This is a genomic window from Bradyrhizobium sp. 141 (assembly GCF_023074055.1).
In the GTDB taxonomy this organism is placed as follows: Bacteria; Pseudomonadota; Alphaproteobacteria; order Rhizobiales; family Xanthobacteraceae; genus Bradyrhizobium.
Genome location: NZ_JADPKR010000003.1, coordinates 39,333 through 64,701, shown reverse-complemented (window position 1 = coordinate 64,701; position 25,369 = coordinate 39,333). Strand labels below are relative to the sequence as shown.

12 protein-coding genes and 3 pseudogenes are annotated in these 25,369 nt (G+C 57.6%); 9 read left to right on the top strand and 6 right to left on the bottom strand.

The features are described from left to right. Nucleotides 1–1,005 precede the first annotated feature (1,005 nt). The 7 genes and pseudogenes from IVA81_RS01720 to IVA81_RS01690 form a co-directional block, all read left to right on the top strand. Entirely contained in the window at nt 1,006–1,458 is a 453-nt protein-coding gene (locus IVA81_RS01720; protein WP_247311303.1) for a hypothetical protein, read from the top strand. Between the two features lie 576 nt (nt 1,459–2,034). Further along, nucleotides 2,035–3,018: a biotin synthase BioB gene (gene bioB, locus IVA81_RS01715; RefSeq protein WP_247311300.1), complete on the top strand. Its 984-nt coding sequence runs from the start codon at nt 2,035–2,037 to the stop codon at nt 3,016–3,018. A gap of 51 nt (nt 3,019–3,069) precedes the next feature. Then, nucleotides 3,070–3,425, top strand: a pseudogene (panD, locus tag IVA81_RS01710) (aspartate 1-decarboxylase). Nucleotides 3,426–3,494: 69 nt separating this feature from the next. Continuing rightward, nucleotides 3,495–4,649 carry an 8-amino-7-oxononanoate synthase gene (locus tag IVA81_RS01705; protein ID WP_247311297.1) on the top strand — a complete coding sequence of 385 codons (1,155 nt, stop codon included), beginning with the start codon at nt 3,495–3,497 and terminating at the stop codon, nt 4,647–4,649. Beyond that, on the top strand, nt 4,646–5,278 hold the full coding sequence (gene bioD, locus IVA81_RS01700) for a dethiobiotin synthase (RefSeq protein WP_247311294.1): 633 nt from the start codon (nt 4,646–4,648) through the stop codon (nt 5,276–5,278). Before IVA81_RS01705 ends, bioD begins: the two co-directional genes overlap by 4 nt. Continuing rightward, nucleotides 5,275–6,540, top strand: a complete 1,266-nt coding sequence (locus IVA81_RS01695) for an adenosylmethionine--8-amino-7-oxononanoate transaminase (protein ID WP_247311290.1) — start codon at nt 5,275–5,277, stop codon at nt 6,538–6,540. Before bioD ends, IVA81_RS01695 begins: the two co-directional genes overlap by 4 nt. Nucleotides 6,541–7,410: 870 nt before the next feature. Beyond that, nucleotides 7,411–7,896: pseudogene (locus tag IVA81_RS01690) on the top strand (3-methyl-2-oxobutanoate hydroxymethyltransferase); the annotation flags it as partial. 384 nt (nt 7,897–8,280) lie between these two features. Here the strand turns inward: IVA81_RS01690 and nolL are convergent. From nolL to IVA81_RS01665, 5 genes and pseudogenes are all read right to left on the bottom strand, one after another. Beyond that, nucleotides 8,281–9,402: a nodulation factor fucose acetyltransferase NolL gene (gene nolL, locus IVA81_RS01685; RefSeq protein ID WP_247311287.1), complete on the bottom strand. Its 1,122-nt coding sequence runs from the start codon at nt 9,400–9,402 to the stop codon at nt 8,281–8,283. Between the two features lie 609 nt (nt 9,403–10,011). Next, nucleotides 10,012–10,201 (bottom strand): annotated as a pseudogene (locus tag IVA81_RS01680) (IS256 family transposase); the annotation flags it as partial. A 719-nt stretch (nt 10,202–10,920) separates the two neighbouring features. Next, nucleotides 10,921–12,183: a diaminobutyrate--2-oxoglutarate transaminase gene (ectB, locus tag IVA81_RS01675; RefSeq protein WP_247311284.1), complete on the bottom strand. Its 1,263-nt coding sequence runs from the start codon at nt 12,181–12,183 to the stop codon at nt 10,921–10,923. Nucleotides 12,184–13,390: 1,207 nt separating this feature from the next. Beyond that, a complete protein-coding gene (locus IVA81_RS01670; protein ID WP_247311281.1) occupies nt 13,391–13,780 on the bottom strand; it encodes a response regulator in 390 nt (129 codons plus the stop codon). Between the two features lie 91 nt (nt 13,781–13,871). Continuing rightward, nucleotides 13,872–14,555 carry a response regulator transcription factor gene (locus IVA81_RS01665; RefSeq protein WP_247311278.1) on the bottom strand — a complete coding sequence of 228 codons (684 nt, stop codon included), beginning with the start codon at nt 14,553–14,555 and terminating at the stop codon, nt 13,872–13,874. A 1,664-nt stretch (nt 14,556–16,219) separates the two neighbouring features. Here IVA81_RS01665 and IVA81_RS01660 point away from each other — a divergent pair. Together IVA81_RS01660 and IVA81_RS01655 are read left to right on the top strand one after the other, a co-directional pair. Next, nucleotides 16,220–16,660 (top strand): hypothetical protein, encoded by a 441-nt coding sequence (locus tag IVA81_RS01660; protein ID WP_247311275.1) that lies wholly within the window; start codon nt 16,220–16,222, stop codon nt 16,658–16,660. A gap of 1,194 nt (nt 16,661–17,854) precedes the next feature. Beyond that, nucleotides 17,855–23,425 carry a trifunctional serine/threonine-protein kinase/ATP-binding protein/sensor histidine kinase gene (locus IVA81_RS01655; RefSeq protein ID WP_247311272.1) on the top strand — a complete coding sequence of 1,857 codons (5,571 nt, stop codon included), beginning with the start codon at nt 17,855–17,857 and terminating at the stop codon, nt 23,423–23,425. Nucleotides 23,426–24,191: 766 nt separating this feature from the next. Here IVA81_RS01655 and IVA81_RS01650 read toward each other — a convergent pair. Then, on the bottom strand, nt 24,192–24,818 hold the full coding sequence (locus tag IVA81_RS01650) for an FMN-binding negative transcriptional regulator (RefSeq protein WP_247311269.1): 627 nt from the start codon (nt 24,816–24,818) through the stop codon (nt 24,192–24,194). Between the last annotated feature and the right edge of the window lie 551 nt (nt 24,819–25,369).

Sequence of the window (25,369 nt, the reverse complement as noted above, 5' to 3'; positions counted from 1 at the left end):
TCCGCATGACGCAAAAAAAGCTGTTCTCAGACGCCAAACATTGGCGAGGCCGTGCTGAAGCGACGCGAAGAAAAGCGGAGTCGCTCGAGGACGACACATCCAGATGCAGGCTCCTCAAGGTCGCTGAGGAATATGATAAACTGGCTCGCCTCGCGGAGGGGCGGCAAAGAAAAGAGGTTGATGGGCAGTTCTGATCGCCACCGGAGCGGACGGTTGCACCGTCAACGCGTTGTGACCGCGGCGCGGGTGTCTCTCCGTTGGAGCTCACAGCCCGCTAGGGCTGAACTGCGAAACTGCGTCATGCGGTAAGCCCAATGAGCGAGGCTGCTGAACGAGTGCGGTCCGCGCGTCCGAGCCTCTGACCATGAATCCATTCTGAGTCACAGTGGCCGGCCACATAGATGACGCATTGACGGTGTCTCAGGCGGCAAGCCGGCTAACCGCTAGACATGAGAAGGAATGAGATGAGGGCCCAGCGTCAGATCGTCGAATTAAAAGCCTCTCGCTCGATGAACTGGCGAGGCATTGGCGTCGCTTTGCATCATGTGTTGAAGCCAGCGACGTTTCTTTGGGTGACAAAGTAGCCGGTTCGCCGGATCATGCCACGCGAATTCCGCCGCCATTTTGGCTGTGAGGCGTTTCAGTCGAATTCTGGCATCTTGCACCAAGCACGGTTGCTCAACGCCATACGTTGCGGACCTGTTTAGGCGAAGAGGCGAGCAGAAGCTCCTACTGGCACGGCTTGCCAAGACAAGCCATCGTAGATGTCTGCGCAGATTTTCTGTATGAGGCCAAGTTCGCAACGAAGGCGGGAATGACGAGAAAATTGAAGAAAGATCAGATGTCGAAAGACGAACCCAAGAGAACTCCCCGGTGAACGATGCGGACAGAACCGATGTTCTTCATCCGAGTAAGTTCGGTGCAAATGATCAGCAGTAGTTGGGGCTGCCCATGCCGGGGTACCAGCCGTTCGATGTACGAGTCGGACAACACGAGTGGTGCCGGATGCAACTCTATCGGCCAAAAGAAGAAGGGCGCATGAGGAAGCAAACTGTAGAAAGACTCGAAGCGGGGCGCGTCCGCGAGGGCCGATTCGCCACCGCACCGGGGTCTGGTCCTTCGGGTCTCTTCTTCGTGCAGGGGCCTTGTGGCTGCCAACTCAAGATCATCGGCCTCGTCCGTCCGGGATGGGAGCATGTCTCTGTGTCGACGCCACGGCGATCTCCAAACTGGGAGGAGATGTGCCTCGCCAAAGATATGTTTTGGGATGAAGAGGAATGCGTGATGCAGCTTCATCCTCCTCATTCGCAGTATGTGAACAATAATCGCTATTGCCTGCATCTCTGGAGGCCGACCCGTCAGGTCATTCCGACGCCTCCGGCAGCCTTCGTGGGCATCGTCGGGCTCGGGCCATCCGAAGCGGCAATTCTGTTTGCACAGATGAGTGCGACGTCTTAGCGGATCTCGCCGCGTATATGCCAAGTCGGGCCGCGGCGACGTGATCGAGAGTCCAGCGGAGTTGCTCACCACAGTCAGGGGCGACGAGCGAGCCTAGGTGGCCACAGGCCCGCCAAGGGCGCGCGGGGCACCACTCTGCGCCCCAGAGCCCAACCCGCTGCGCTTCTGAAGGCGGCGGGAGGCAACACTCGCAGCGTCGGTTGGTCCGGACTACCATTTCTTGTGCGGAATGTGACGCGCATAACCACACCATCGAGGAATCGGCCAGGTGAGCAGATCCGTCGATCCGCTATACACGGAGCGCGGCCAAATACATTTGTATCAGCAGAGGCTCCTACGGGGCGCAACGACCGTACGCATCGGCTGTTACCTGAGTGCGGCGCGTCGAGGAGCGTTGTTGCGCTTGCCTCGATCCTGCGAGGAAATCCTGCATGAGGAGCGGCGATTAGCCTGATATGAGCGCCATGCCCGCGCAACTCGGCGATATTTCTCGTCAATACCGGGCAAGAGTGTTGCTTTGCGGACCTACGCATGACGGTGTCATCTGTATGATCGAGCGAAAATCTTGGGGGGGCTGTGGAAGTCGAAGGTAATAGCGGCCGCAACGGCGCACCGGTCCGCCGCGACTGGGAACGTGCCGAGGCGGAAGGGGTTTACGCGCAGCCGTTTGCCGAGCTCCTATTTCAGGCCCAGACCGTTCATCGCGGAAATTTCGACCCAAACCACGTCGAAACCGCAAGCCTGCTCAGCATCAAGACCGGCGGCTGTCCTGAAGACTGCGCTTACTGCGCACAGAGCGTGCATTACGACACTGGCCTGAAGCCGACCCGCTTGATGGATCGCGCTGATGTGGTCGCCGCCGCGCAGCGCGCCAAGGCGGCCGGGGCGAGTCGCTTCTGCATGGCCGCGGCGTGGCGCAGTCCAAAGGACCGCGACCTCGATCAGGTCTGCGACATGATTGCCGCCGTTAAACGTGTTGGCATGGAGACGTGCGTAACGCTCGGCATGCTCACGCCAAAGCAAGCCGCACGGCTCGCCGACGCCGGCCTCGACTTCTACAATCATAACGTGGACACTTCGCCAGAGTTCTACCGCAGCATCATCACTGCCCGGACCTTGCAAGATCGGATCGACACTCTTACACGCGTGCGCGAGGTGGGGATCAAAGTCTGCTGCGGCGGCATTATTGGCATGGGTGAGCACGTCGATGACCGTCTCGGCATGCTGGTACTGCTCGCCAATCTTCCCAACCATCCGGAAAGTGTACCGATCAACCTGTGGAACGAGGTGAATGGCGTGCCGGTGAAGGTCACGGCGGAGCGTCCCGATCCGATTGCACTGGTGCGCCTGGTGGCGACCGCGCGGATCATGATTCCCAAGAGCGTCGTACGGTTGGCCGCCGGGCGCCAGTACATGACTGATGAACTCCAAGCCCTGTGCTTCTTGGCGGGTGCGAATTCCATCTTTGTCGGCGATGTGTTGCTGACTACCAAAAACCCGCGACTTGACCGTGATGCAAGTTTGCTAGCCCGGCTCGGCATTACGTCTGGACTCGTTTAAGCCATCAGAACAATAGGCGTGCTGCGCGCAAGCCATCAGCGTAGGTAAGAGATGCAGATTGTCTTAATGAAGGGAAAGATTCATGGCGCCTCGGTAACCGAATCCGACCTGCACTATGAAGGCTCGATCTCGATTGATCGCGCACTGCTGGACGCGGCCGGTATCCTGATTAACGAACGCGTCGAACTCTACAACCTCGAGACGGGGCACGCTTTGCAACGTTTGTGACAGAAGCGCCACAAGGGTCCGGCACGGTATAGACGTGAACGGTGCGGCGGCGCGACTGGCGATGCCCCTGAGATAAGATAAGTATCGTTGCATACGCCTCACTTGACGAGGCGGATGCAAGAATCTTCAGGCCGCGCATTGTGCTGGCTGATCGAGAAAATCGCATCGTGCCGGTTTGACTCCAACAAGCTAACCGCCGGAAGACCCTGTCCTTGGCGGCCAGTTGATCCTTGCTCAGCGAGTGAAGAATGAATTCCATCATTGCGAGTAAAGTCGCCAGCTATGCGGCAGGCTTAGATGCGCTTAAAGACGACGACCGCCTGCGGAGTCTCGGGCCGCGCACCGGGATTGACTTTTCATCCAACGATTATCTGGCGCTGGCGAGCGCGCCGCGCATGAAAAAAGCCATCGTCACCGCGCTCGAAGCCGGTACTCCGATCGGAGCCGGCGGATCACGGCTTCTGCGCGGCAACTGCGAGGAGCACGAGTGCCTCGAAGCAGCAGCGGCGCGGTTCTTCGGCGCGCAGACCGCCCTCTTCTTCGGCGGTGGTTATATCGCAAATTTTGCGGTGCTGACAACGTTGCCGCAACGGGACGACCTGCTCGTCCTTGATTCCCTGGTTCACGCCAGCATTCACGAAGGAGCACGAGCTGGCCGAGCCGCGTTCCGAATCAGCGCCCATAACGACCCGCAGGTTATCGAAAGCGCAATTTGCGACTGGCGTGCCGCGGGCGGAGCGGGGCAGGTCTGGATCGTAGTCGAGAGCCTCTACAGCATGGATGGCGATTTCGCACCGGTTGAAGACCTGCTCGCGATCGCGGACCGGCACGATGCGTTCTTGGTTGTGGACGAAGCTCATGCCACCGGCGTTTACGGCGAGCAGGGGCGAGGGCTCACAGCGCCCTATGAAGGACGCGAAAATCTCCTGGTTATTCATACCTGCGGCAAGGCGCTGGGAGCTGCCGGCGCGCTTGTTACCGCCTCTGGCGTGCTGCGCGACTTCATAATCAATCGCTGTCGCCCGTTCATCTTCGCAACCGCCCCTTCGCCGTTAATGGCGGTGGCCGTACGGGAGGCTCTGTTGATCCTGCAGGAGGAGCCGGAGCGCCAACAGCGGCTGGCGAAGCTTGTCGCGTTCACGCATCGGGAGATGGTTGCGCGAGGCGAGAGAAGTCCTTCGAACTCGCAGATCCTGCCCTATATCGTTGGCGAGAATGCCCGCGCCATGAGGCTAGCGTCCGCGCTCCAGGCTCGCGGATTTGACATCCGAGGAATCAGACCACCAACGGTGCCGGCCGGCACGGCCCGTTTACGAATTTCACTGACGCTCAACGTGGGAGAGGATGAGGTGCGTGCGATGCTCGATGCCCTCGCTGAGGAGACGAGGGGCGGATCTCGATGACTCAGCGGATCGTGGTGACCGGCACAGATACAGGAATCGGCAAAACTGTCTTTTCGGCAGGCCTTGCCCATCTTCTCGGCGCGAATTATTGGAAACCAATTCAGGCCGGTGTTGAAGGAGAGACCGATAGCCAGCAGGTCCTACGACTGAGCGGTCTTCCGGCCGATCGGATCGTTCCGGAGCGTTACCGCCTTAAAACGCCCGCTTCCCCGCATCATGCCGCCGAAATAGACGGAATTCGCATCGACCCCGATTCGCTCGTCCTGCCGCATACCGGGGAGCTACCGCTCGTCATCGAAGGCGCTGGCGGGCTGATGGTGCCGCTGAATTCTAGTGCACTCTACATCGACATCTTCGAGCGGTGGCGACTTCCCGTCGTGCTTTGCGCGCGCACGCTACTCGGGACCATCAATCACTCCCTGCTCTCGATAGAGGCCTTGCGGAAGCGCCAGATCGACATTCTTGGGATCGCATTCATCGGGGAAAGAAATTCTGAGACTGAGAGCGCAATTTGTGACATCGCGCGGGTGCGTTGGTTAGGACGGCTGCCCTGGATTTCTCCTTTGACGGCAGAGAGCCTACAGGCTGTCTTCAAATGCTCGTTTATTCCCGGGGATTTCGCGCCATGAAGCCAAACAAGACGTGGCCAATTTGGCATCCATTCACGCAGCATGCTCTTCACAACGAGATGACCAAGGTTGTGCGTGGCGATGGTACTTATCTCTACACTGCGGATGATCATCGAATCATAGACGCAATCTCATCCTGGTGGGTCGTCACTCACGGCCATTGCCATCCGCAGATCGTGAGCGCGATTCAGGAACAGGCCGGCAAGCTGAACCAAATCATTTTCGCCGGCTACACGCATGATCCGGCCGAGGAGGTCGCTCGGCTCCTTTTGAAACTCACACCCCGAGGCTTGGACCACGTGTTCTACTCGGACAGTGGCTCAGCCAGCGTGGAAGTCGCCTTGAAGATGGCGCTCGGTTATTGGCACAATATAGGCGAACAGCGAACACGCATCGTTGTCATGCAGCACTCCTATCACGGGGACACGTTCGGCGCAATGTCAGTTGGTGCCCGCGGTGTCTTCAACGCGGCGTACGGACCTCTCCTGTTCGACGTGACCTCAATCCCGTTCCCTGCGAGCGGTCGTGAGCGGGCGACGCTCGATGCGCTTGAGTCAGCATGTCGGAACGAAAATCCCGCAGCCTTTATTGTCGAGCCTCTGGTGTTAGGGGCAGGCGGAATGCTGATGTACCCAGCTTGGGTGTTAAGAGAGATGAAGCGGATCTGCGAGGCGTTGGACGTTCTGTTCATTGCCGATGAGGTCATGACGGGCTGGGGCCGCACCGGAACAATCTTCGCCTGTGAGCAGGCCAATGTTGTGCCAGATATAGCGTGCTATTCGAAGGGTCTCACGGGAGGGGCGCTGCCGCTCGCGGTGACACTCTGCCGAGCAGAGATTTTCGATGCCCATTATTCAAAAGACCGTACGCGCACATTCTTTCACTCGAGTTCGTACACGGCAAATCCGGTGGCCTGTGCCGCCGCCAAAGCTAACCTGGATCTGTGGAAAGACCAAGAATGTCACCGGCGCATCGCTGCGGTCGCAACCATGCAAGAGCAGGCAATTGAAGGATTCCGCGCCGATCCGCGCTTTGCAAACGTTCGCCGTAGCGGCACCATCACAGCACTCGATCTGAAGACGAGAGATACCGGCTATCTCGCAGGCGTCGGCCCGAGGCTTCACGCCTTCTTTAAAGATCGCAATCTCTTGCTGCGTCCACTCGGTAATACGATTTATGTGATGCCGCCATATTGTGTAACAGCAGGAGACCTGGACGAAATATATGCCGGCATCTGTGACGCTGCCGATGCGCTGGCCTGAAGACGCGCGCGGCAGCGCAAGATCAAGGATTCTGAGCTGTCGTCGGCTTCCCGAACGACTTGAGAGAGCCTTGCCATAGACGCCTACGAAATGGATGATTGTTACCTCGCATCTGCAATGTGGGTGCTGCCGGCCGGGCACTGGTCCACAGTGTCATTGCGCGTTCGGTTTGAGTCCGATCGCGTCATCGCCATTGGTTGCGTGTTCATCTGTGTGGATGCCTGCGCGAATTTGGTACAAAGCCATGAAGTTATGCGTCCATTGGTGACGGCCTGTTGCGGAAGTTCCGCCGTTATTTCGATTAGAAGAGATTGCCTGGACGGCAGGTCTTATCAAGCGTCTACGGACGCGAAGATGCTGGACACGTCATCCGCATTCCGGAGTTTGCGGCAGCCGTGCGAGCGCTGGTACATCTTTCCTATCTCCCTCGCCTGGATCGCGGTCGTTTGCGGAGCCTGCAGTCCGCCGAAGCCGCGGCTCTAAGTGCCATAGCATCCTTGTCAGCAGCGAGAGGTAATAGACATTCCGCCTTAAGGAGCCGACAGCGGCTTTGACACGTAGATCGGAGCCTCATAAGCACATCCGCTGTCGCCGCTCGCGTGCGTCGTCTCCAGGCCGCCGTTTTGACGCGCAGAATGTTTGGATGGCCAGTCCCAGAACCACCGCGCAGAGGACATCTTGAAAGATCTTGTTTGCTGACCGCGCAATCATTGGAAACTTCGTGCTTTCCAAGTTCTCGGTGACGCGCCTTTTCGGCCTCCCTATTGACAGATGCCTTTTGCTCTTCCAAGGGGAAGGCCATTTCCAGAGACATGCGGGGGCCGGATCAGATCGAACATGAGCCACATTCGCAGCTGTCAGTTGAACGTGATGATCCGAGCCTTGGTGAATTGCGAAATTCCGGTTATGGGTCATCTTGGTCTCACGCCACAAAGCGTCAACGCGATGGGTGGCTTCAAGGTACAAGGTCGAACCGCGGACGATGCCCTACGTCTGCTTGACGATGCGCACCAGCTACAGCAGGCCGGATGCTTTGCTCTTGTCCTCGAAGGCATCCCGACCGAGCTCGCTGCGCGGGCGACTGAATCTCTGAGCATACCAACGATTGGCATCGGAGCGGGTCCAAGTTGCTCAGGTCAAGTTCTAGTGTTCCACGACGTGTTGGGGCTCGCAGGAAGTCATCATCCCAAATTCGTGCGTGTCTATGTTGAGGGCCGTCAGCTGCTGCAGGAGGGCCTCTTGCGCTGAGCAGCTGATGTCCGTAGCGCAGCATTCCCTGCGCCGCAGGAGTCATATCGCCTTCCGGACGGCTTGCGCGACTCGATCGTAAACTGGACGCCTTCCAAGTCAAGGTAGTGCATGGGCAACTGCGGGCCGAGACGGAGATTCGAACGACTGGGACGTCTCGGATTCAGTACGGCACTCGAAGAAACATTTCGCCGAGTGTGATTGGATTACGTTCGATCGCCGAGATCTGGGTCGAAACCCGGCGGCTAGACGACTGGTACAGCGAAGCTCATCTCACGACAGTCGATTGGATGGACGCAATGGGCTGAGTTCGCCGGTGCCATACAAACCCTGAGCAATACACGCTTCGATGGGGTTGCTCTTATGCCGATCACCGGCTCGACCGGCGGCACGCCGTCGCCGCCGGATCTGGGTTCGAACGCTATTCCGGCCGCGTCACAAGTCGATGCTATCGCAATACCCTGCCGTACTCAAACAATCAAATGCATACAGCTAGTTCATTGCAGGTTTGGCTTGCGGGAGACCTGAGCGTGGCGGCATTCCAAGGACGAGCTGAGACAGATATGGAACGCCGCGAAGAATCGAGCGCACCGTTAGCGCGATCGCAATAATCGAGGCACCGAGCATACCCGCGATGATCAACCGGGTCGTGAGATCCCAAAGTTCTCCGAACTGTACGAAATCCATGAGACGGAACACGGTACCCTGGACCAGGTAGAGCAGCAGCGTGGTCTGGCCCAACTCCACAGCGATAAAGCGGGCCATCCGATTTGAATGGCTAACGCTCCAGCATTGCAGCAGGAGTTCGATAGCGATTGCTGAGGCAGCTGCAGAGCCAACAAACATCAGAAGCACGTCTTTAGCCGACCGAAAATCGTGAATTACCCCAAGATTATTGTAGACATAGGTGTCCTTGCCCCAAGCTAGAAAGCATACGCAAGTCACTATCGAGAGAAATAAAATCAGGAGCGGCTTGTGATGTCGCGATGTACTCGTCCATCGTTCTCTCGATTGAGCAAGCAAGAAGCCGAAGCAGAAGAATGGGTAAGTGAATCTGATCAGGGGTGATATGGAGAATGTCAGAGGCGCGAGTGCGACCAGTATCGCTAAGCCAGATATGACCCACGATCGCTGGTTGAGCCTGGTAGAAACCTTGATGAGAAGGTAGGAAACAAACGTGGCCCAGATGAACCAGTATGTGCCAGCGAAATCGTCTACAAATTCCAAAAGTCCGCTCGTTAGGCTGGTCGCGCGCCACAATGCCGCCAGCTTAACTGTCTCCATGAACGTCCACCAAAACAGCATCGGCAGCAAGAGCTGCTTCGCACGGTCGCTGGCGGCTCGAGTGAACGACTTTTGCAGCAGCGATCGAGAAGAAAGATATCCGCTTATCGCCATAAAGAGTGGCATGTGAAACATATAGATCGATTTGTAGTACGGCGAATACCAAAACCCGTCGTCTCGGTAGATGACATACTGGATCAGGTGCCCAACGATCACCAAAACAATGAGCGCACCTTTCGCGAAGTCTAAGCTTAGATCTCGATCGTTTGCCTCTGTCGTGCGCGAACTCGGGGCGATCGTTCCAGTCACGCGTAGCAATGTATCAAACATCTAGATATCTGTTGTTGATGAGCCGGCGGCCCATTGTCGGCTTCTTCTGCCTCATTTTTGATCCAAACAAAAGGTGATGGCGGGACTTTTTGGAAGGGGAATAAGCTCAGCTTGTTAGGCCTTGAAGAACGAGCTGTGGGCCGAGCGTCTCTGAATGCCTCGCGGAACTTCGCGGCAGAGCAGATATCTAATTTGAGGTATTGGTGTAGCAGTACGGGCGCGGCATACTATTTGCAGACGCGGTTCTGGGAGGAAGACTGTCGCGCTCAGTCTCCCACTCAGCCCGACGCATCTCAGACCCGGCAGATGCGTCGGGCTTCTTCCGTTGGCCCAGCATAGTTGACATCTGGTCCGTCACCTTCGCTTGCCGCCGAGGCGCTCACGCCAATAGGGGCTTCTGATAGCTGAACTCGGGCACGCCAACATTGGGGTTGCGGCAGTGTGCTACGCGCGCACACGGATAGCGGTGCTCTGCAGTTCTGGGGCAAAAGCCGAGGACCGACCCTTTCTGATTGAGATGCTCGCTCGGTTTGGTGTAACTGACGCCGTGAACCGCGCCGGGGATGTCCCGATCGGCATTGAACCGGGTCGACGCTGCCGGAATGAATGCTACGCGGCCCTCGTGACGTGGGCAACGGGCTTGATCGTCCTGCGATCGTGGTGAGCTTGAAGGGCCGCACGCAGAACCGATAATTGCTTATGCTTCTTCAATCGTCGGACGCCCTTGTTGACCTCGATCGCCAGCCGTGACCCATCGCAAGGCCATTCCGGCATCCCGCCAGCGTTTGACGTTGCGCGTGGTGCCGAGCGCCTCGATCCCTGCCGCAAGGCAGAACCGATCGAAGCTCGCCCGCACTTTCGCAAACGCTTCGTCCACAGCCCGGTAGCCGGCCAACCAGCCGGTGTGATATCTCTCGTCATGGCGTTGCTCTCCTTTGTGGAATCAGCACGCCGAGCCTACCGGCTCGAGGGCAACGCCGACCTCTTCAGAAATTCAACAGAACCCGGGACATCCCCACCGCGCGTTCCTTGACGGCTTTCGTCGCAAAACCGGCCGCCGGAGTGATTGCTGCTGCACCTATGCTGTAAACGGCTCAGGCTAGATCGCTGCTGCACAATCTACGGACCTAACAAAGTCCGCACCCGTGCGGCTGGGCACGCGGCGAACAAGAAGCCATACTTACACCATTCGACTCCATTCCGCGGCAAGGAGCTCACCTTCGGCAGACCTCAGACTGGAAACTTAGATAAGCCAGCTCGACCAGAGGCGCTCGCGAGTGCGAGGTTCTATGGTAAAAGTGCTGCTCGCACTCACGTATTGTGGACCGAGGAGGGCAGTAGGCGTTCTCCGCGCATAAGCCGACTCGGCGGATCTCAGATAGCGTTGGCCTTCAGACGTCACCTTGATGATCATGGCTTCAAAACTCCTGACCATTTCGGCGGCAAGCAAGGACTCACGCCAGTGACTTGTGCGGCGATGCTGTCGCTAGCAACAGTTTCTCTCGTGTGCCTACAAGTTTAGCTTGCTTGGGCTGAATTCAACGTTTCGGTCAATGACTCCTCAAATATGTCTAGGCCTTGTCCCAACGTTTCTTGGTCGATCGTAAGTGCAGGCAAGAACTTCACAACCTGATCGGTCGGTCCGCATCGCTCGATAATCAGTCCCTTCTCAAACGCTCTATGTGACGTCGCCTCTGCAATTTCGGTCGTTTTGCAATCGAATCCGCATACCATGCCCCGTCCACGAACAGCAAACTTGTTTCCGTGCTGGTGCGCGATGGCATCGAGTCGGCGCCGCATAAATGCGCCCAAGCGTCGGACCTGTTGCGAGAACGTCTGGTTGCGCCAATACAGATTCAAAGCCGCTTTGCCAGAAACGAGTGCAAGGTTGTTCCCTCGAAACGTCCCCGTGTGCTCGCCTGGTTCCCATGCGTCAATCGCTTCTTTGATCAAGAGCATCGATAGTGGCAAACCGTACCCACTCAGCGATTTTGACATTACAACAATGTCTGGCGACAACGCAGCGAACTCGAAACTGAAGAACTCGCCTGTACGGCCACAGCCCATTTGGATATCGTCAACTATGAAAATAGCTCCGACCTCTTTTGCCAAAGCCTGAATTGACTGCAACCATTCCTTACCGGCGACGTTAATGCCTCCCTCTCCTTGCACGGTTTCGACGAGAATGGCGGCTGGAAGATCAATGCCACTGCTCTCGTCTATTAATACCTTTCGCACGTAATCCGCCGGACTGTGAGCGGAGCCAAGATACCCATCATAGGGCATGAACGTTGTGCCGGATAAGGGAATGCTGCTGGCTTTGCGGTAAAAGCGGTTACCGCTCGCGGCTATGGCTCCCAAGCTTTGGCCGTGATATCCATTCGTGAAGGAAATGACGTTGTGACGTCCTGTGATCTTACGCGAGAGCTTTAGAGCTGCTTCAACAGCGTTAGCTCCCGTAGGCCCCGTAAATTGAAAGCGGTAGGAAAGATTCCGTTCACGAAGGATGACAGAGCTAAAGGTCTCCATGAATTCGACCTTTGCTGGAGTGGCCATGTCCAAGCCGTGGACGACCCCGTCCGACTCCAGATACTCGCTGATTGCCGCTTTGATCTCCTGATTGTTGTGGCCATAGTTTAGCGCTCCAGCGCCGGACAGAAAGTCAATGACCTTTCGGCCACCCTCTGCGAACATAATCGAGCCGCGCGCCCTGCTGAAGACAGCAGGAAAGGAACGTGAGTACGAGCGCACGTTGGACTCTAGCATTTCGACTGTCTTCATTTTGCGCACCCCGTGTGCTCCAACCATGTGGTGGTCTCCTCGACAAGAAAATCTGCCCGACGAACAAGCGCGCGGCCAACATCGTACAGGATTGGCAGACCATGAGCGCACGGTTCCGGCGCACTCTCGGCGTCCTTTGGGCTATGCGTAGCGCGTCTGAAAATCAGCTCCAACGGCTTACCTGAGAACCAGGCGGAACAAAGCTACTACGTCTAGTAGTTTCGTCCCCAGCGACGGCCCCCCGGCTAAGTCGTCTTTCGCGGGCAGGTTTGCTTAGCCGCGCGCGATCGAACAATTTGCGCATACTGCGCGGTTAGCTTGGAAACGGGGAAGTATGTGGGCCGAAAAAGTTCATCGCGGCCAGAGGGGCCGATGCGCTCCCGGCGACGGCGGGGCCCGCCAGCCGGAAGCGTGTGTTGGATGCTCACGCTCATGGCGAGTAGAAGGCACACGGCCGCCGCGGATCTGGCCCCGCGCGCGGGCTTATCGCGCGTCCAGAGCCACCGCTTTGGCCTTGCGTTTGGCCGGGACCGGCGCCGGAAAGTGGTCGGCGTGGATGCATTCGGCAGCAAAGGCGTGGCTTGAGATCGCTTCGACCAGTGGCATTTGTGTTGCCCTTGCAACGGATGCGTAGGTTTCGGGTGCTTCGGCCCGCCGAACGGTTGCTGGGAGCGAACGCAAGTTGGCGAGTCTGGCGTACACCACTCGATCCTTCGAAAGCCCAACATCCAAAATGCGGTCTTTGCGGTTTCTGTGAATTCCGAAGCGATCGTCTCGACAGACTGCGGGATTTTGGCCGCGATCGTCGGATCCTTCTCCCACAAACTCCGGTGCCCGACCTATCTGGAGCGGTCGCACAAGTCTCAGGTGAATTCTTTGTTCTAACGAGGTCCTGCCGGCAAGCCGCTGCCGTGGCACTTTCGCGCTAAGCTCAGCAAGGATCTTAGCAGTGAAGGTAGGGCGCTCCTTCGTTAAAGCGATGAGGGCCTCGCCTCGTCTGATTGCGCGATCATACCAAAGGCGCCTTGTCAGGAGCCCGACGTTGCAAGTGCTTCAACCAGATTCCGAAAGTGCAACAACAACGACAGGAATGCGGCAAGAAAGGCGATGGTCGCCACTGGCACGCGGTAAGCACGGGCAATCGCGCATTGATCGACATCGTAAGCGCCGCGCGGGTGCGGCTTGGTCCAGACTGCCTCCCCATCTTTCACGCGTTCGTTCCACCCCGATGCTCGCGAAGCGCCGCATCGAGGCAGGCGCTCAACTCCAGGTCGGCAAAGGGTTTGGCAAAAAAACCGGTTACGCCCGCGCTCAACGCGCGGGCTCGCGTGCGATCATCTGCGAAGGCAGTCATCAAGATGAATGGTGCAGTGTGGCCCTGGGCTCGCATCTGTTCCAAAAGTTCAAAGCCGCTCATCATGGGCATCTGCACGTCTGCAATGACACAGGACGTGTCGTTCAATTGAGACGACCGCAAGAATTCCTCAGCCGATGCAAACGTATAAACGATGTGGCCCTGCGATTTCAAAAGGTTGTTCAGTGCGGCACGAATCGAAGGATCGTCGTCAACAACAGAAACAGTTGAATACCTAGACAAGACGACCTGTTCTTAGTTGGGCGAAGGCGCTGGCCGAAGCATGACTGCCAGCAGAAGGGTGCGCGTGTACGACGAAATTGTAAAATCATACTTAGGTTTGTACCTTGAAACGGTCGGTCCCAATTCCCAGCCTCTCAGCCATCCTGATCAAATCGGCTAGCGATCGAGCTCCCATCTTCTTCATCACGTGGCCGCGATAGATTTTGACTGTAATCTCGGCGAGCCCGAGTTCCGCGGCTACCTGTTTGTTCAATAGGCCGGCGGCGACCAGTTTCAACACATCCTGCTCTCGTGGACTTAGGGCCTCAAACAAGGACTGCAGCCTGCTGACCACCTTGTCTACACCTCGTCTCTTCCGATCCTGTTCGATAGCTGCGACTACGCCATCGAGTAGTTCCTGATCGCGAAACGGCTTGCTGAGAAAATCGATTGCTCCACTCTTCATAGCTTTGACGGTCATCGGAATATCGCCATGAGCGGTGATGAAAATGATGGGAATGTGAATCTTCAGTTTGGCTAACTCATTCTGGAGCTCAAGGCCGCTCAATCCCGGCAGCCTGATGTCAAGCACAAGGCAGCTAGGAACATCAGGGAGCTCGCTCTGGAGCATTTCCCGGGCCGATCCGTAAGCAACGACATCTAGACCGATCGAACGAAATAGGTTGACCAGCGATTCGCGCATTGAGAGGTCATCGTCGACGACGAAGACGCTCGGCCTCACCTCAGGCCCGACGACATTTGGGGCTTCCTTCCGGGGTTCAGAGCGCTTGGTCACGATAAGAGCCTCACTTGTACGATTTACAGTAGACTTGTTGCCTCACTACGACCTTTGATTGATCTCATAGGCTTTCGAGGACTTTCGCGCAGTGCAAATCTTTGAAATTTTCAAGGTATGTGACTGGTCAGCCATTCGCGCCAGCGTGACGCATTACAGGAAAGTCTAGCAAAAACCGCCCGACTGGTCGAGAACTGCCTTTCGCGTCTGTCCGCCGTCGCGTTGGATCGGCCCCGCGGCATCGATCAAATCGATCAGCAGCCGATCGAGAAGCACCGAATCCAGAACTTGAGGCGCTCGCTTTAGCGGCGGCGCTTGTCGCCTGGCCTTCGCGAGTGAGGCTGCAGCGGACGGCTCATTATGCGGCTGAAGGATCAGAATGCCCGTCGCTTTGGTAGTTGAATGCGGGGGCGCGAGCTGAGCGAATTGGCGCGATTGTGCCTGTGCATGCGCCGATCCCGCCGGCGTTGAGATCGGCAAGCGGCGTAGACTATCGCACCCGTACTAAGGAAAATAGACATTAAAACGAGTAGCAGCGGCATCAGCCCACGAACTCTTCTTTTTGCGTCGTCAGAGCGCCTGTGAGTTGCTCTTTGCGAGGTTGGGGAAAGCACCTTGCACCGACTTCGTACAACCTGACGCAAGGTGCGATTCAAGTCCTTTCCGTCATGTTTGTAGGAAAGATGCTCGAATTCGAGCTGCTGCAGGGGCGCTCACGTGCGTTCGTGTCGTTGCTTCCTTCACGAGGCTCGCATCCCAACATGAGGCGGCGTAATCTGAAGGAGAGGCGGGACACACTCCATTCGGTGTCCAGCTGCGGACCGGTTCGCCAAAAGGCAGTTGCATTTGCTCTCCTGCACCAGCCAAACAACCGCTGATCCAGCGAAAGAATCATTCTTCCACCAGAATTGGCCGACATCATAGGTCCGTGCCGGGCACCTTGAAGGTTCGCTCTTTGACCTACATAGGAACGACAAACGCGCCCCGAGCGGTCAACCTGAAGCTGCTGTTAGACCTGCCAGTAGCTCATCGATCCGCTAGGGGCCTACGGCCCAGGCAGGATCATTACAGGCGACCCGACGTACTCCGTCGAGAAGAAAGTGCGTCGGGTTCGCCCCACATCGCCAGTACATCCGTGGGTGATGCTGCCTCCAATGAAGCAACCAGCGTGGCAAAACTGAGGCTCGCTCAGCAAGGCAGAGTAGGTCGTGACTCCCTGCTACTTCGTGCCGGCCAGGAAGGGCTTGAATCGTTCGTAGCGTCAGGTTGTACGATGCCGGGTAGATCTATCGAATTGGCAAAGAAGGCGTTCCGCTGTACTTCATTTTAATTGCAATTCTCTTCACCGGTTTTGGGGTAGCCTACGCCTTGCTTGAACAGCGGTTCAAGCAGCGAGAACTCTCTCGGATCTATCGGCTTCGCACGGCCGGCAATCGCCCTCCTGCGAACCGCAGCGAACGGCATTCCGATCAGCGAGGACCTATACGGGCGCTCGGTGAGCATCAGGGGTGCCTTTGCCGCGGGTCAGTTGCTCCATCAATGGGAGCAGGAATGAAGAGAATAGTTATGGGCGCGGTTTCGCTCACAGTGGCTTGCAGATCTGCCCTTGATGCTGTGGTTCAGAGTCGATGACTGCATGGCGCCTTCCAACAATGGAGCCAGGAGTGAACGTCGATTTCGAAAACAGCACCGCTCGTGTCGCCGGGATTTCTAGCCTGAGCGCCCTTGCGGCGTTTATGTTCAGCGACTCGAGCGAGCATCTTGCTTCTCCTCGGGTCTTAGAAGCACCCTTCCGGGCCGATTGTGGAGCAAACTTCTTTGGCGGCCGTGCTGTTAAGCGTGGGCGAATTCTCGGGACCGGCTTCTGTGAGAAAGGGTCGTTCGACATGCCAGATATCAGCGAGGCGATCGCCGAGCTCACTGATCGTCTGATCGCATTCAGAGCAGTTCGCACCATAGTCAACCAGGGAAGCGACATTTCCGCCGGTCAGCGCAAAGAGGCATCGTGCCCTGCCGTCCGGTATTCCTCGGCCGGCATCGACCTCAGATCTAGGGACCGCCCGGAGATCGACAGCTTGGTGCAGGTCTCGAGGGGCACAGGCTGAGCTGATACTGCGCCAGTGCGGTTTCAGCTCGAAAAAGCAATATCGGCCGGCGCTTATGTCCGCGGGGGTAGCCATCGAAGCGGCGGAAAGGTCCAGCTGTTCGATTTGCTGCAATGGACCGAGCGCTCCGAGCCTTAGTACATCCGATTTCGAGGGGCTCATGCTTACCAAGAAGCTGCTTCAGCTCTTTGGCTCAAGTCGCTCGATAAGGCGTTGTGGTTTATTGATCATTCAATGTCCAAACGCGCCTCCGCATCATTGGATTCGTCTCGTTCGAGCTAAGTCTCTGCTGCGATCATAAATCAGGCTCGTGACTAGCGTCTGAGAGGCGTTGTCGAAGGGCCGGCCTTCCTCAAGTGCAAAATTGTGTACGGCGAGGTCCTTCAATATCGTGTCGGATACACGGATACACAGACTCTGTGCTTCCTTAGCTCGGTATGGCGATCTCAGTGTCGCCGCGCTGCTCGCTTCACGGGGACAGCATAATCAACATTTCACAGATAATACCGGGACGACCGGGCGCACGCTAACGCCGTGACAGCGCGCACCGGGACGGCTTCGAAACTTGTGAAGACACTTTTCTCGGCCCAATGCCATGTTAGTTTGGTGCTGAAGACTGAGCGCGTCAATGGTATGGCCGCTTGCTCGAAAGACATACTCGGACGACGTTGTGCGAAGCAAGTTGTGGCGCTCGGGGCTTCAGTCCGCGCCAGGAGATCTCGCAATTGGCTCATGGGATGGCGTTGCGCATCGCGGCCCGGACGCTCAGGCCGATGCAGCGCTCAGAAGCCGGCGTCCAATGGCCTCGCGTTGTGCCGATCATGGGCAAACCGATCAGCTTTCACATGTCATTGTCTGCTTGAGCGGTAGCAGCGATCTGGGCCCTGCTGCACGTCGGGCCTGGGCCGTGATCGGGTAACGGGCCACGAGCCGCTCTATCGAATACAATCCTTCGCCCACACACTGCGCCAGCGAGAGCGCCCGCCGCCGATGCTGTGCAGGCTCGGCCGGCGCGCAGGATTCGGCTGGATCGATCGGGCTGTGACGTGTTGGGTGTGTAAGTCGCATCTTGGCGTGCCTTGGTCCACTCTTTGGCGGCCTTGATCGGTACTCGCGCCGTTTTGGCGAAGTCCCTTCACAAGCTCGCCCCATATGTGTCAGGTTTGGCTCAGTCTTTATTGACCGGGCGGGCAAATGCCGCGGGACCCCCTCATCCGAACTCTGTTCGGCTCAAATGTCGACAGTGACATCCAGCCCCTGTGGGAGGACGGTGATCGCGCGTTCTGCCGTGCGTGGCGCCGGCAAATCCACGGCAGCAGGGCTGTCGTACTTGTCGTGCGGCCCATCGCGGAACACCCAGCGACGCTCGACCGCCTCGCCCATGAGTATGAGCTGAGGGAGGAGCTAGACGAGGCATGGGCGGTGCGGCCGTTGGAACTCATCCGGGAAGCTGGTCGGACTATGCTGGTCCTGGAGGATCCATGCGGCGAGCCACTACTAAATTTACTCGGGATCCGCATGGAGCCCAAGCGCTTCCTGCGCCTCGCTGTTGGTATCGCCAGGGCCGTGGGCAAGCTTCACCGGCACGGCTTGGTCCACAAGGACCTGAAACCCGCTCACATTCTGGTCAATTGTCCTGACGAACAGGTGCGACTCACTGGGTTTGGTCTGGCTTCCCGTCTTTCCCGCGAGCGCGTGCCGCCCGAACCTGCCGATTTCATCGCCGGCTCGCTGCCCTACATGGCGCCCGAACAGACCGGACGAATGAATCGCTCGGTCGATTGTCGCAGTGATCTCTATTCACTTGGCGTGACATTCTACCAGATGCTGACCGGCGCGCTGCCGTTCACGGGCTCAGATCCCTTGGAGTGGATCCATTGTCATATTGCAAGAAAAGCAATACCGCCCGTCGAGAAATCGCAAAACCTCCCGGAGCCGATATCTCAGATTGTGATGAAACTCCTCGCGAAAACCGCCGAGGAACGCTACCAGACTGCCGCTGGCCTTGAGCACGATCTGCAACGCTGTCTCGCAGCATGGGCCAACCACGGTCGCATCGACCCATTTGAGCTCGGCACAGACGACACACCTGATCGGTTGCTCATCCCCGAGAAGCTCTATGGCAGAGCCCTTCAGATCGAGGCTTTGCTTGCCTCTTTCGATCGCGCGGTGAAGAGCGGCGCGCCGAGGTTGGTGCTCGTCGCCGGTTACTCCGGTGTCGGTAAGTCTTCGCTCGTCCAGGAGCTACACAAAGCACTGGTGCCCTCGCGCGGGCAGTTGGTGTCAGGCAAATTCGACCAACTGAAACGCGACGTTCCCTATGTGACGCTAGTGCAGACGTTTCAGAGCCTTGTCCGTCCTCTTCTCAGCAAAAGTGAGGGCGAACTCGCCACTTGGCGGCAAGCGCTCCGGGAGGCGCTCGGCGCGAATGGACGACTGATGGTCGAATTGATCCCCGATCTGAGCCTGATCATTGGCGAGCAGCCCGCGGTTGCTGAGCTTCCAGCCCGGCAAGCGCAAATTCGTTTCCAGCTGGTGCTTCGCCGCTTTATTGGCGTGTTCGCCCGGCGAACCCATCCTTTGGTGCTCTTCCTCGACGATTTGCAGTGGCATGATGCCGCAACGCTCGACTTGATCGAGGATCTCCTGACCCAGTCGGATCTGCACCTGCTGCTCATTGGAGCTTACCGCAGCAACGAACTTGATGCAGGCCATCCACTCAAACGCAAGCTCGACTCCATCAGGAGAGCCGACGTAAATTTCGAGGAGATCACGCTCTCGCCGCTCACTGCAGACGATGTCGCGCAGTTAGTCGCGGATACCCTTCGCTGCGGACCAAAACGCGCTGCCCCGCTTGCAAAGTTGGTGCATCAGAAGACGATGGGTAATCCGTTCTTCGCCATTCAATTCCTTTCTGAACTGGCCGAAGAGCAGCTGTTGACGTTCGATCACGAGTCGGCGCGCTGGCGATGGGATCTCGAGCGTATTCACGCAAAAGCGTACACCGAGAACGTCGTAGATCTGATGCTCGGCAAGCTCATCCGCCTGCCCGAGGAAACGCAGGACGCGCTGCAACAGCTGGCCTGTTTCGGCAACATCGCCGGGACGGCGGAGCTTGCGATCGTGCTCGAAATTTCGCAGGAGCAGGTGCATGCGACCCTGTGGCCGGCGATCCGGCAGGAACTGATCGCGCGCCACGGAACAGCCTACCGCTTCCTCCACGATCGCGTTCAAGAGGCGGCCTACTTGCTGGTGCCGGAATCCTCGCGCGCTCCTGCCCATCTGCGGATCGGTCGGATGCTGGCGGCACACGTCCCTGCGCACAAACGCGAAGAGGCTATCTTCGACATCGTCAGCCAACTCAATCGAGGTGTCGCGCTAATTGCCTCCGGTCAGGAGCGTGAGCAGCTCGCAGAGCTGAATTTGGTCGCAGGGCAGCGTGCCAGGGCGTCGGCGGCCTACGCCTCGGCACTCACATATTTCACCGTCGGTGCTGCGCTGCTCGCGGAGCACTCTTGGCGAAGGCGCCACGAACTTGCGTTCGCACTGGAGACAAGCCGGGCTGAATGCGAATTCTTGGTAGGCCAGCTGGACATTGCAGAGAGCCTCCTGTCCGTACTGTCGAAGCGCGCTTTGAACGCGCCCCAGCGAGCAACGGTCGCATGTTTGCGGGTCGATCTTTACTTGACGCTCGGTCAGCACGGGCGGGCAGTGCTCACAGGGCTCGAATATCTTCACGACGTCGGGATCGAGTGGTCGCAGCATCCGACGGACCAGGAAACATTGGCCGAATATCAGCGGATGCGGTCACAGCTACCCGACGCAATCGAGGATCTTGCTAGTTTGCCTGCAATGACAGATCAGACCACGCTTGCCACGCTTGCCGTCTTGACGCGCATTCTTCCGCCCGCAGGTTTCACGGACGCCAATTTATCCGCTTTGGTCATCTGCAGAGCTGTCACCATCAGCCTCGAATACGGCAACACTGATGCTTCTTGCGCCCATTACGCATGGCTAGGCCGAATCTTGGCCGGGCGCTTCGGTGACTACCAAGCAGCTGACAAATTTGGTCGTCTTGCTTGCGACCTAGTTGATCGCGGTGAGTTCTCCCGCTTTCGGGCTCCCGTCTATTTGGCCTTCGGGTGCAACGTGATCCCGTGGACGAAGCCCCTAAGAGGTAGCCGAGTTTTGATTCGGCGAGCGCTCGCAGCTGCGGTCAGCAGCGGCGATGTCATCTATGAGGCGTACAGCTTGCTTCATCTAACCTCAAATATGATGATGGCCGGAGATCCCCTGAAAGAGGTACAGAACGAGATAGAGAAAAGCTTTGCTACGATACGGAATAGAAAGGTTCAGTTTGCTGCTGATACCGTAGCCGCTCAGCTCGCAATCATTAAAAGCATGCGCGGCCTCACGCGCTCATTCGGTTGCTTGGATGACCAACAATTTGACGAGCTAGAGGTCGAGCGATCGTTGGCACGGAGTCCGGAGCTGTCACCTAGCGAAACCGTCTACTGGATCCGCAAACTTCAGGCGCGATTTCTAGCCGGCGATTATGCTGCGGCTGTTGATGCTCGCTCCAAGGCGGAGCCCAAATTATGGACTATGCCGACAGAGCCCTTGATCGCGGAGTTTCACTTCTATGGTGCGCTGTCTCACTCATGTTACTGCGACAAGCCAGGCGAAAGCGAACAACAGCAACATTGGGATATCATTGATGCCCATTACAGACAGCTGCAGATATGGGCGACGAATTGCCCCGAAAATTTTGAGAATCGGGCTGCCTTGGTCGGCGCTGAAATTGCAAGGCGGGAATACCGCGATGCAGACGCAATGCGACTGTATGAACACTCAATCCAGACCGCAGCACGTAACGGTTTCGCCCACCACGAGGGAATCGCTTGCGAACTTGCAGCGCGCTTTTATGCTGCGCGCGGTTTTGACAGAATCTCCCGGGTTTACCTGCAGGACGCGCGGCGCGGCTACCTTCGTTGGGGAGCAGATGGCAAAGTGCGTCAGCTCGACGAGCTGAATCCCCATCTCAGCCATGAGGAGACCACTCCTGCCGTGAATGGAATGAGGATCGGAGCTCCGGTTGAGCATCTTGATCTCGCGACGGTGACAAAAGTGTCGCAGGCGATTTCCGGCGAGATTGTTCTTCAAAAACTAATCGACACGCTTATGCGGACTGCCATTGAGCAGGCCGGCGCCGAACGAGGTTTGTTAATTCTGCTGCATGGAGGCGAGCCACGGATCGAGGCGGAAGCCGCAACGGTAGCGGATGCGCTGCTTGTAAAGGTGAATGAACAGCCCGTAACTCCGATGGCGCTTCCCGAGTCCGTGCTGCATTTCGTCCTACGTGTCCGCGAAAACGTTATTCTCGAAGATGCTGCCGCCGAGCCTTCATTTGCGGAAGATCCGTATATCCGCGAGCGCAAAGCGCGTTCTATTCTTTGCCTGCCACTGATCACGCAGGGCAAGCTGATCGGCGTACTTTATCTGGAGAATAATCTCGCCGCGCGCATATTCTCGCCTGCCCGCAACTCGGTGCTGAAAATGCTTGCCTCGCAAGCTGCAACAGCGCTGGAAAACAGCCGGTTGTACAGCGAAGTGCAGCAACGGGAGTCGAAAATCCGGCGCTTACTCGACGCTAACATCATCGGAATATTTATCATTCGCGAAGGAGGCGAGATCATCGAGGCAAATCAAACCTTCCTCACGATGGTTGGATACGACCGAGAGGATCTCGTCGCGGGGCGAGTGAACGGTCTCAACCTGACACCGCCAGAATGGCACGAGCGCACACTGAATGCTGGAACAGAAGCAAGAAGGACCGGAGCTGTCCAGCAATTCGAGAAAGAGTATGTCCGCAAGGATGGCAGCCGCGTGCCGGTGCTAATTGGCCTCGCCGTATTCGATGCGCGAGACGACCAAGGTGTTGGCTTCGTCCTCGACCTGACAGAGCGAAAGAGAGCGGAAGCGGAAGTCCGTGAAAGCGAACGACGGTATCGCGAGACTCTGATGGGGCTGGCACACGCCAATCGGATCACGACAATGGGACAGCTGGCCGCCTCAATCGCCCATGAGGTCAACCAGCCGATTGCCGCGATCAGCAGTAATGCGGGGGCGGGGCTAAATTGGCTCGGTGCTCAACCGCCAAATCTGGAAGAAGTTCGGCAGACCTTCGGTTTGATTGTCCGTGACAGTATGCGTGCAGGGAACGTGATCCGTCGGATCCGCGCTCTTATGAATAAGGCTCCTATGCAAACGGAGCTTCTCGCAATTGACGAATTGATCTTAGAGGTGCTGGCCCTAGTTCGCGCGGAACTTGCGAAAAATGATGTATGGGTGCAAACGCGACGGACTGAGGCGTTGCCGCTTGTCCGGGCAGATCGCGTCCAGGTCCGGCAGGTGATTCTCAATTTGATCACGAACGCCATCGAGGCGATGAGGGAGATCAGCGAAGGTGACCGCGAGTTACTGATCAGTGCGCGGACAGATGACTCGAATAACGTAGTGGTCACTTTTCGGGATACGGGTCCAGGACTCGATCCGAACAGCGCTGACCGCGTGTTCGAGGCGTTTTACACCACCAAGTCCGAAGGCATGGGCATGGGGCTGGCCATTTGCCATTCTATTATTGAGGCGCACGGAGGCCGGATGTGGGCGGGCGCCAATGATCCTCGCGGGGCCGTCTTTCAGTTCAGCATGCCGGTTGCGCCGGAGGGCGTGGATCGGTCGGAACAGGTCTCTTCAACGTCTTAGGCTCGAGTTCGATATCGAGCAGGGCGCTCCGGGAGCCCCGATCATCGTGACAGAAGCGAGCGGCGGGACCTTGAGGATTTGAGACATTCGCGTTTCTTACTGCCCGTCGGGGAGTGTTGGAGCGAGCGCAGATTGTCGCGAATTGTCAGAAGATCTGCAATTTTGACCCTAACGTCGGATTCAAGACGCTTTGGCTTCCTGCAAGTCTCTTGAGACTTGCCGGGCGTCAAGCGGAATCAGACGAAAGCTGCACACGCAGTGTTCGAGAGAATGACGGCAATCGCCCTCCAAAGCATCTTTGTTTGAGTCGGGAGGGCGACATGATTTACTTTAATGCATGCAACCGTCGCCTGTGGCTGTGCAGAAGTTTCAGTGTGGCTGATCAGTTAGCGCCAATCGCAAAATTCCGTGCTAAACTGGTTTAGGAACCGGTTGCTTCGGTAACCGTGGAGCCGGCGCAGCCCCCTTGAATCCGATCTCAATGCAGAGCATCCTGTCATGCGCCCCGAAGCGGGCCCCGGATTGCAACCGGTGTACCGCTCTTCTTCTCCGGAGTTGGCCTTGAGGCCTCGCGCCGCTGCTGCCGCTCGCGATAGGTGACGCGCAAGCGATGGCGTCGTGTATGGTTTTCTGTGCTCTGTGAAAAGCACCTGACGCGAGCAGGAACCGACCGCCGCCGGCGCATCGCTGTGCAGAAGGAGAGCAGTCGAGGATATGGAGAAATGCAGGTGGTACCGCGTCGTTCACAATACGTCGTTCGGGTTCGTCATCCTTTCGCAATGAGGTGAGCCACACGACGGTCTTCGTCACGGTCGCTCTTCGATAATCCCTCGATGACGCCGGCGCGATCCGCCGCGTTGCGGTTCTGGCTCATCTTCCGCGTGCCATCGAACCGTGTAATTTGCAATCGCAGACCGACAATCCCCTTAAGCTCCGTTTTGATGAAATCGGCAGGGGCGTTAGACACCGCCCAGCGGTCTTTGCCCGAGCGCTCATGCACATCGGTCAGTCGCGTGACCACCTTTCGCAGCCGATCGGCATCATCGAAGAATTCGACGGGCCCGTAGGCATGCACAGCGACATAGTTCCACGTCGGTACGGCCTCGCCTCTCTCGTGCTTGGTTACGTACCAGGAGGGGCTGACATAGGCCTCCGCTCCAGCGAAAATGGCCATCGCCTCGCCAGTCGGTGTCAGCTTCCACTGCGGATTCGCACGCGCCAGGTGGGCGTAAATCGTGCCCATGGAGCCTTCGCTCTCGTCGAGTACTACGGGCAGCATCGTTCCAACAAGCCCTTCGTGAGTAGCGGTGATCAGTGTCGCCGAGCGTGCCTCGCGCATCGTCCGATGAACGTCGGTGATATCGATAACTTGGAAGGAGGGCGGCGTGTACATCGGCAAAGCTCCCCGGCAGCCCGACGAAAAGCCGGGCGACTCATGATTCGGACTGGGGTACGCCTCATGCTGGATCACAAAAACAATCAGTTTTGGTGGGTAGTTTCATTCCTCCGCGCGCGCTAGGCCGCTGGGGGTGGTAAACCTATGATGCGTCGAAGGTGCAGATCGGAGGGGGCGTTCACACGCTGGCCAGCCGTTGCCTTCCACGCGCCGCCTGCAGACGAATTCGGCTCTTCGTGGCGATGACTGCAGCACATGAGCAGCTTCACCTTAGCTATGTGGGACGACCAGAATTGCGGCTGAGCCCTTGCCGCATCAGCTCGCCGCGCCGCGAGTCGCAAGTTGGCGGTGACTGGTTGTGCTAGATCCGCCCTGGCACTGGACGGACATATCAAAAACAAGGAAATCGTAGCCATTCCGGCGGCGTGATGATTGCCGGTCATGAAATCGATAGGAGGCGTCCGTCCGTGTGATGTGTCTGGCACGCGACATACAGGGTCCAATCTCGCCCATCTATATCGCTGAAGAAGGGGCCTGACATCTGACGT

Bases quoted from the DNA above. Each gene is read 5' to 3' on its own strand.
- IVA81_RS01720 (WP_247311303.1), top strand. From the start codon at position 1,006: ATGCAACTCTATCGGCCAAAAGAAGAAGGGCGCATGAGGAAGCAAACT.
- IVA81_RS01705 (WP_247311297.1), top strand. From the start codon at position 3,495: ATGAATTCCATCATTGCGAGTAAAGTCGCCAGCTATGCGGCAGGCTTA.
- bioD (WP_247311294.1), top strand. From the start codon at position 4,646: ATGACTCAGCGGATCGTGGTGACCGGCACAGATACAGGAATCGGCAAA.
- IVA81_RS01695 (WP_247311290.1), top strand. From the start codon at position 5,275: ATGAAGCCAAACAAGACGTGGCCAATTTGGCATCCATTCACGCAGCAT.
- nolL (WP_247311287.1), bottom strand. From the start codon at position 9,402: ATGTTTGATACATTGCTACGCGTGACTGGAACGATCGCCCCGAGTTCG.
- ectB (WP_247311284.1), bottom strand. From the start codon at position 12,183: ATGAAGACAGTCGAAATGCTAGAGTCCAACGTGCGCTCGTACTCACGT.
- IVA81_RS01655 (WP_247311272.1), top strand. From the start codon at position 17,855: ATGCCGCGGGACCCCCTCATCCGAACTCTGTTCGGCTCAAATGTCGAC.
- IVA81_RS01650 (WP_247311269.1), bottom strand. From the start codon at position 24,818: ATGTACACGCCGCCCTCCTTCCAAGTTATCGATATCACCGACGTTCAT.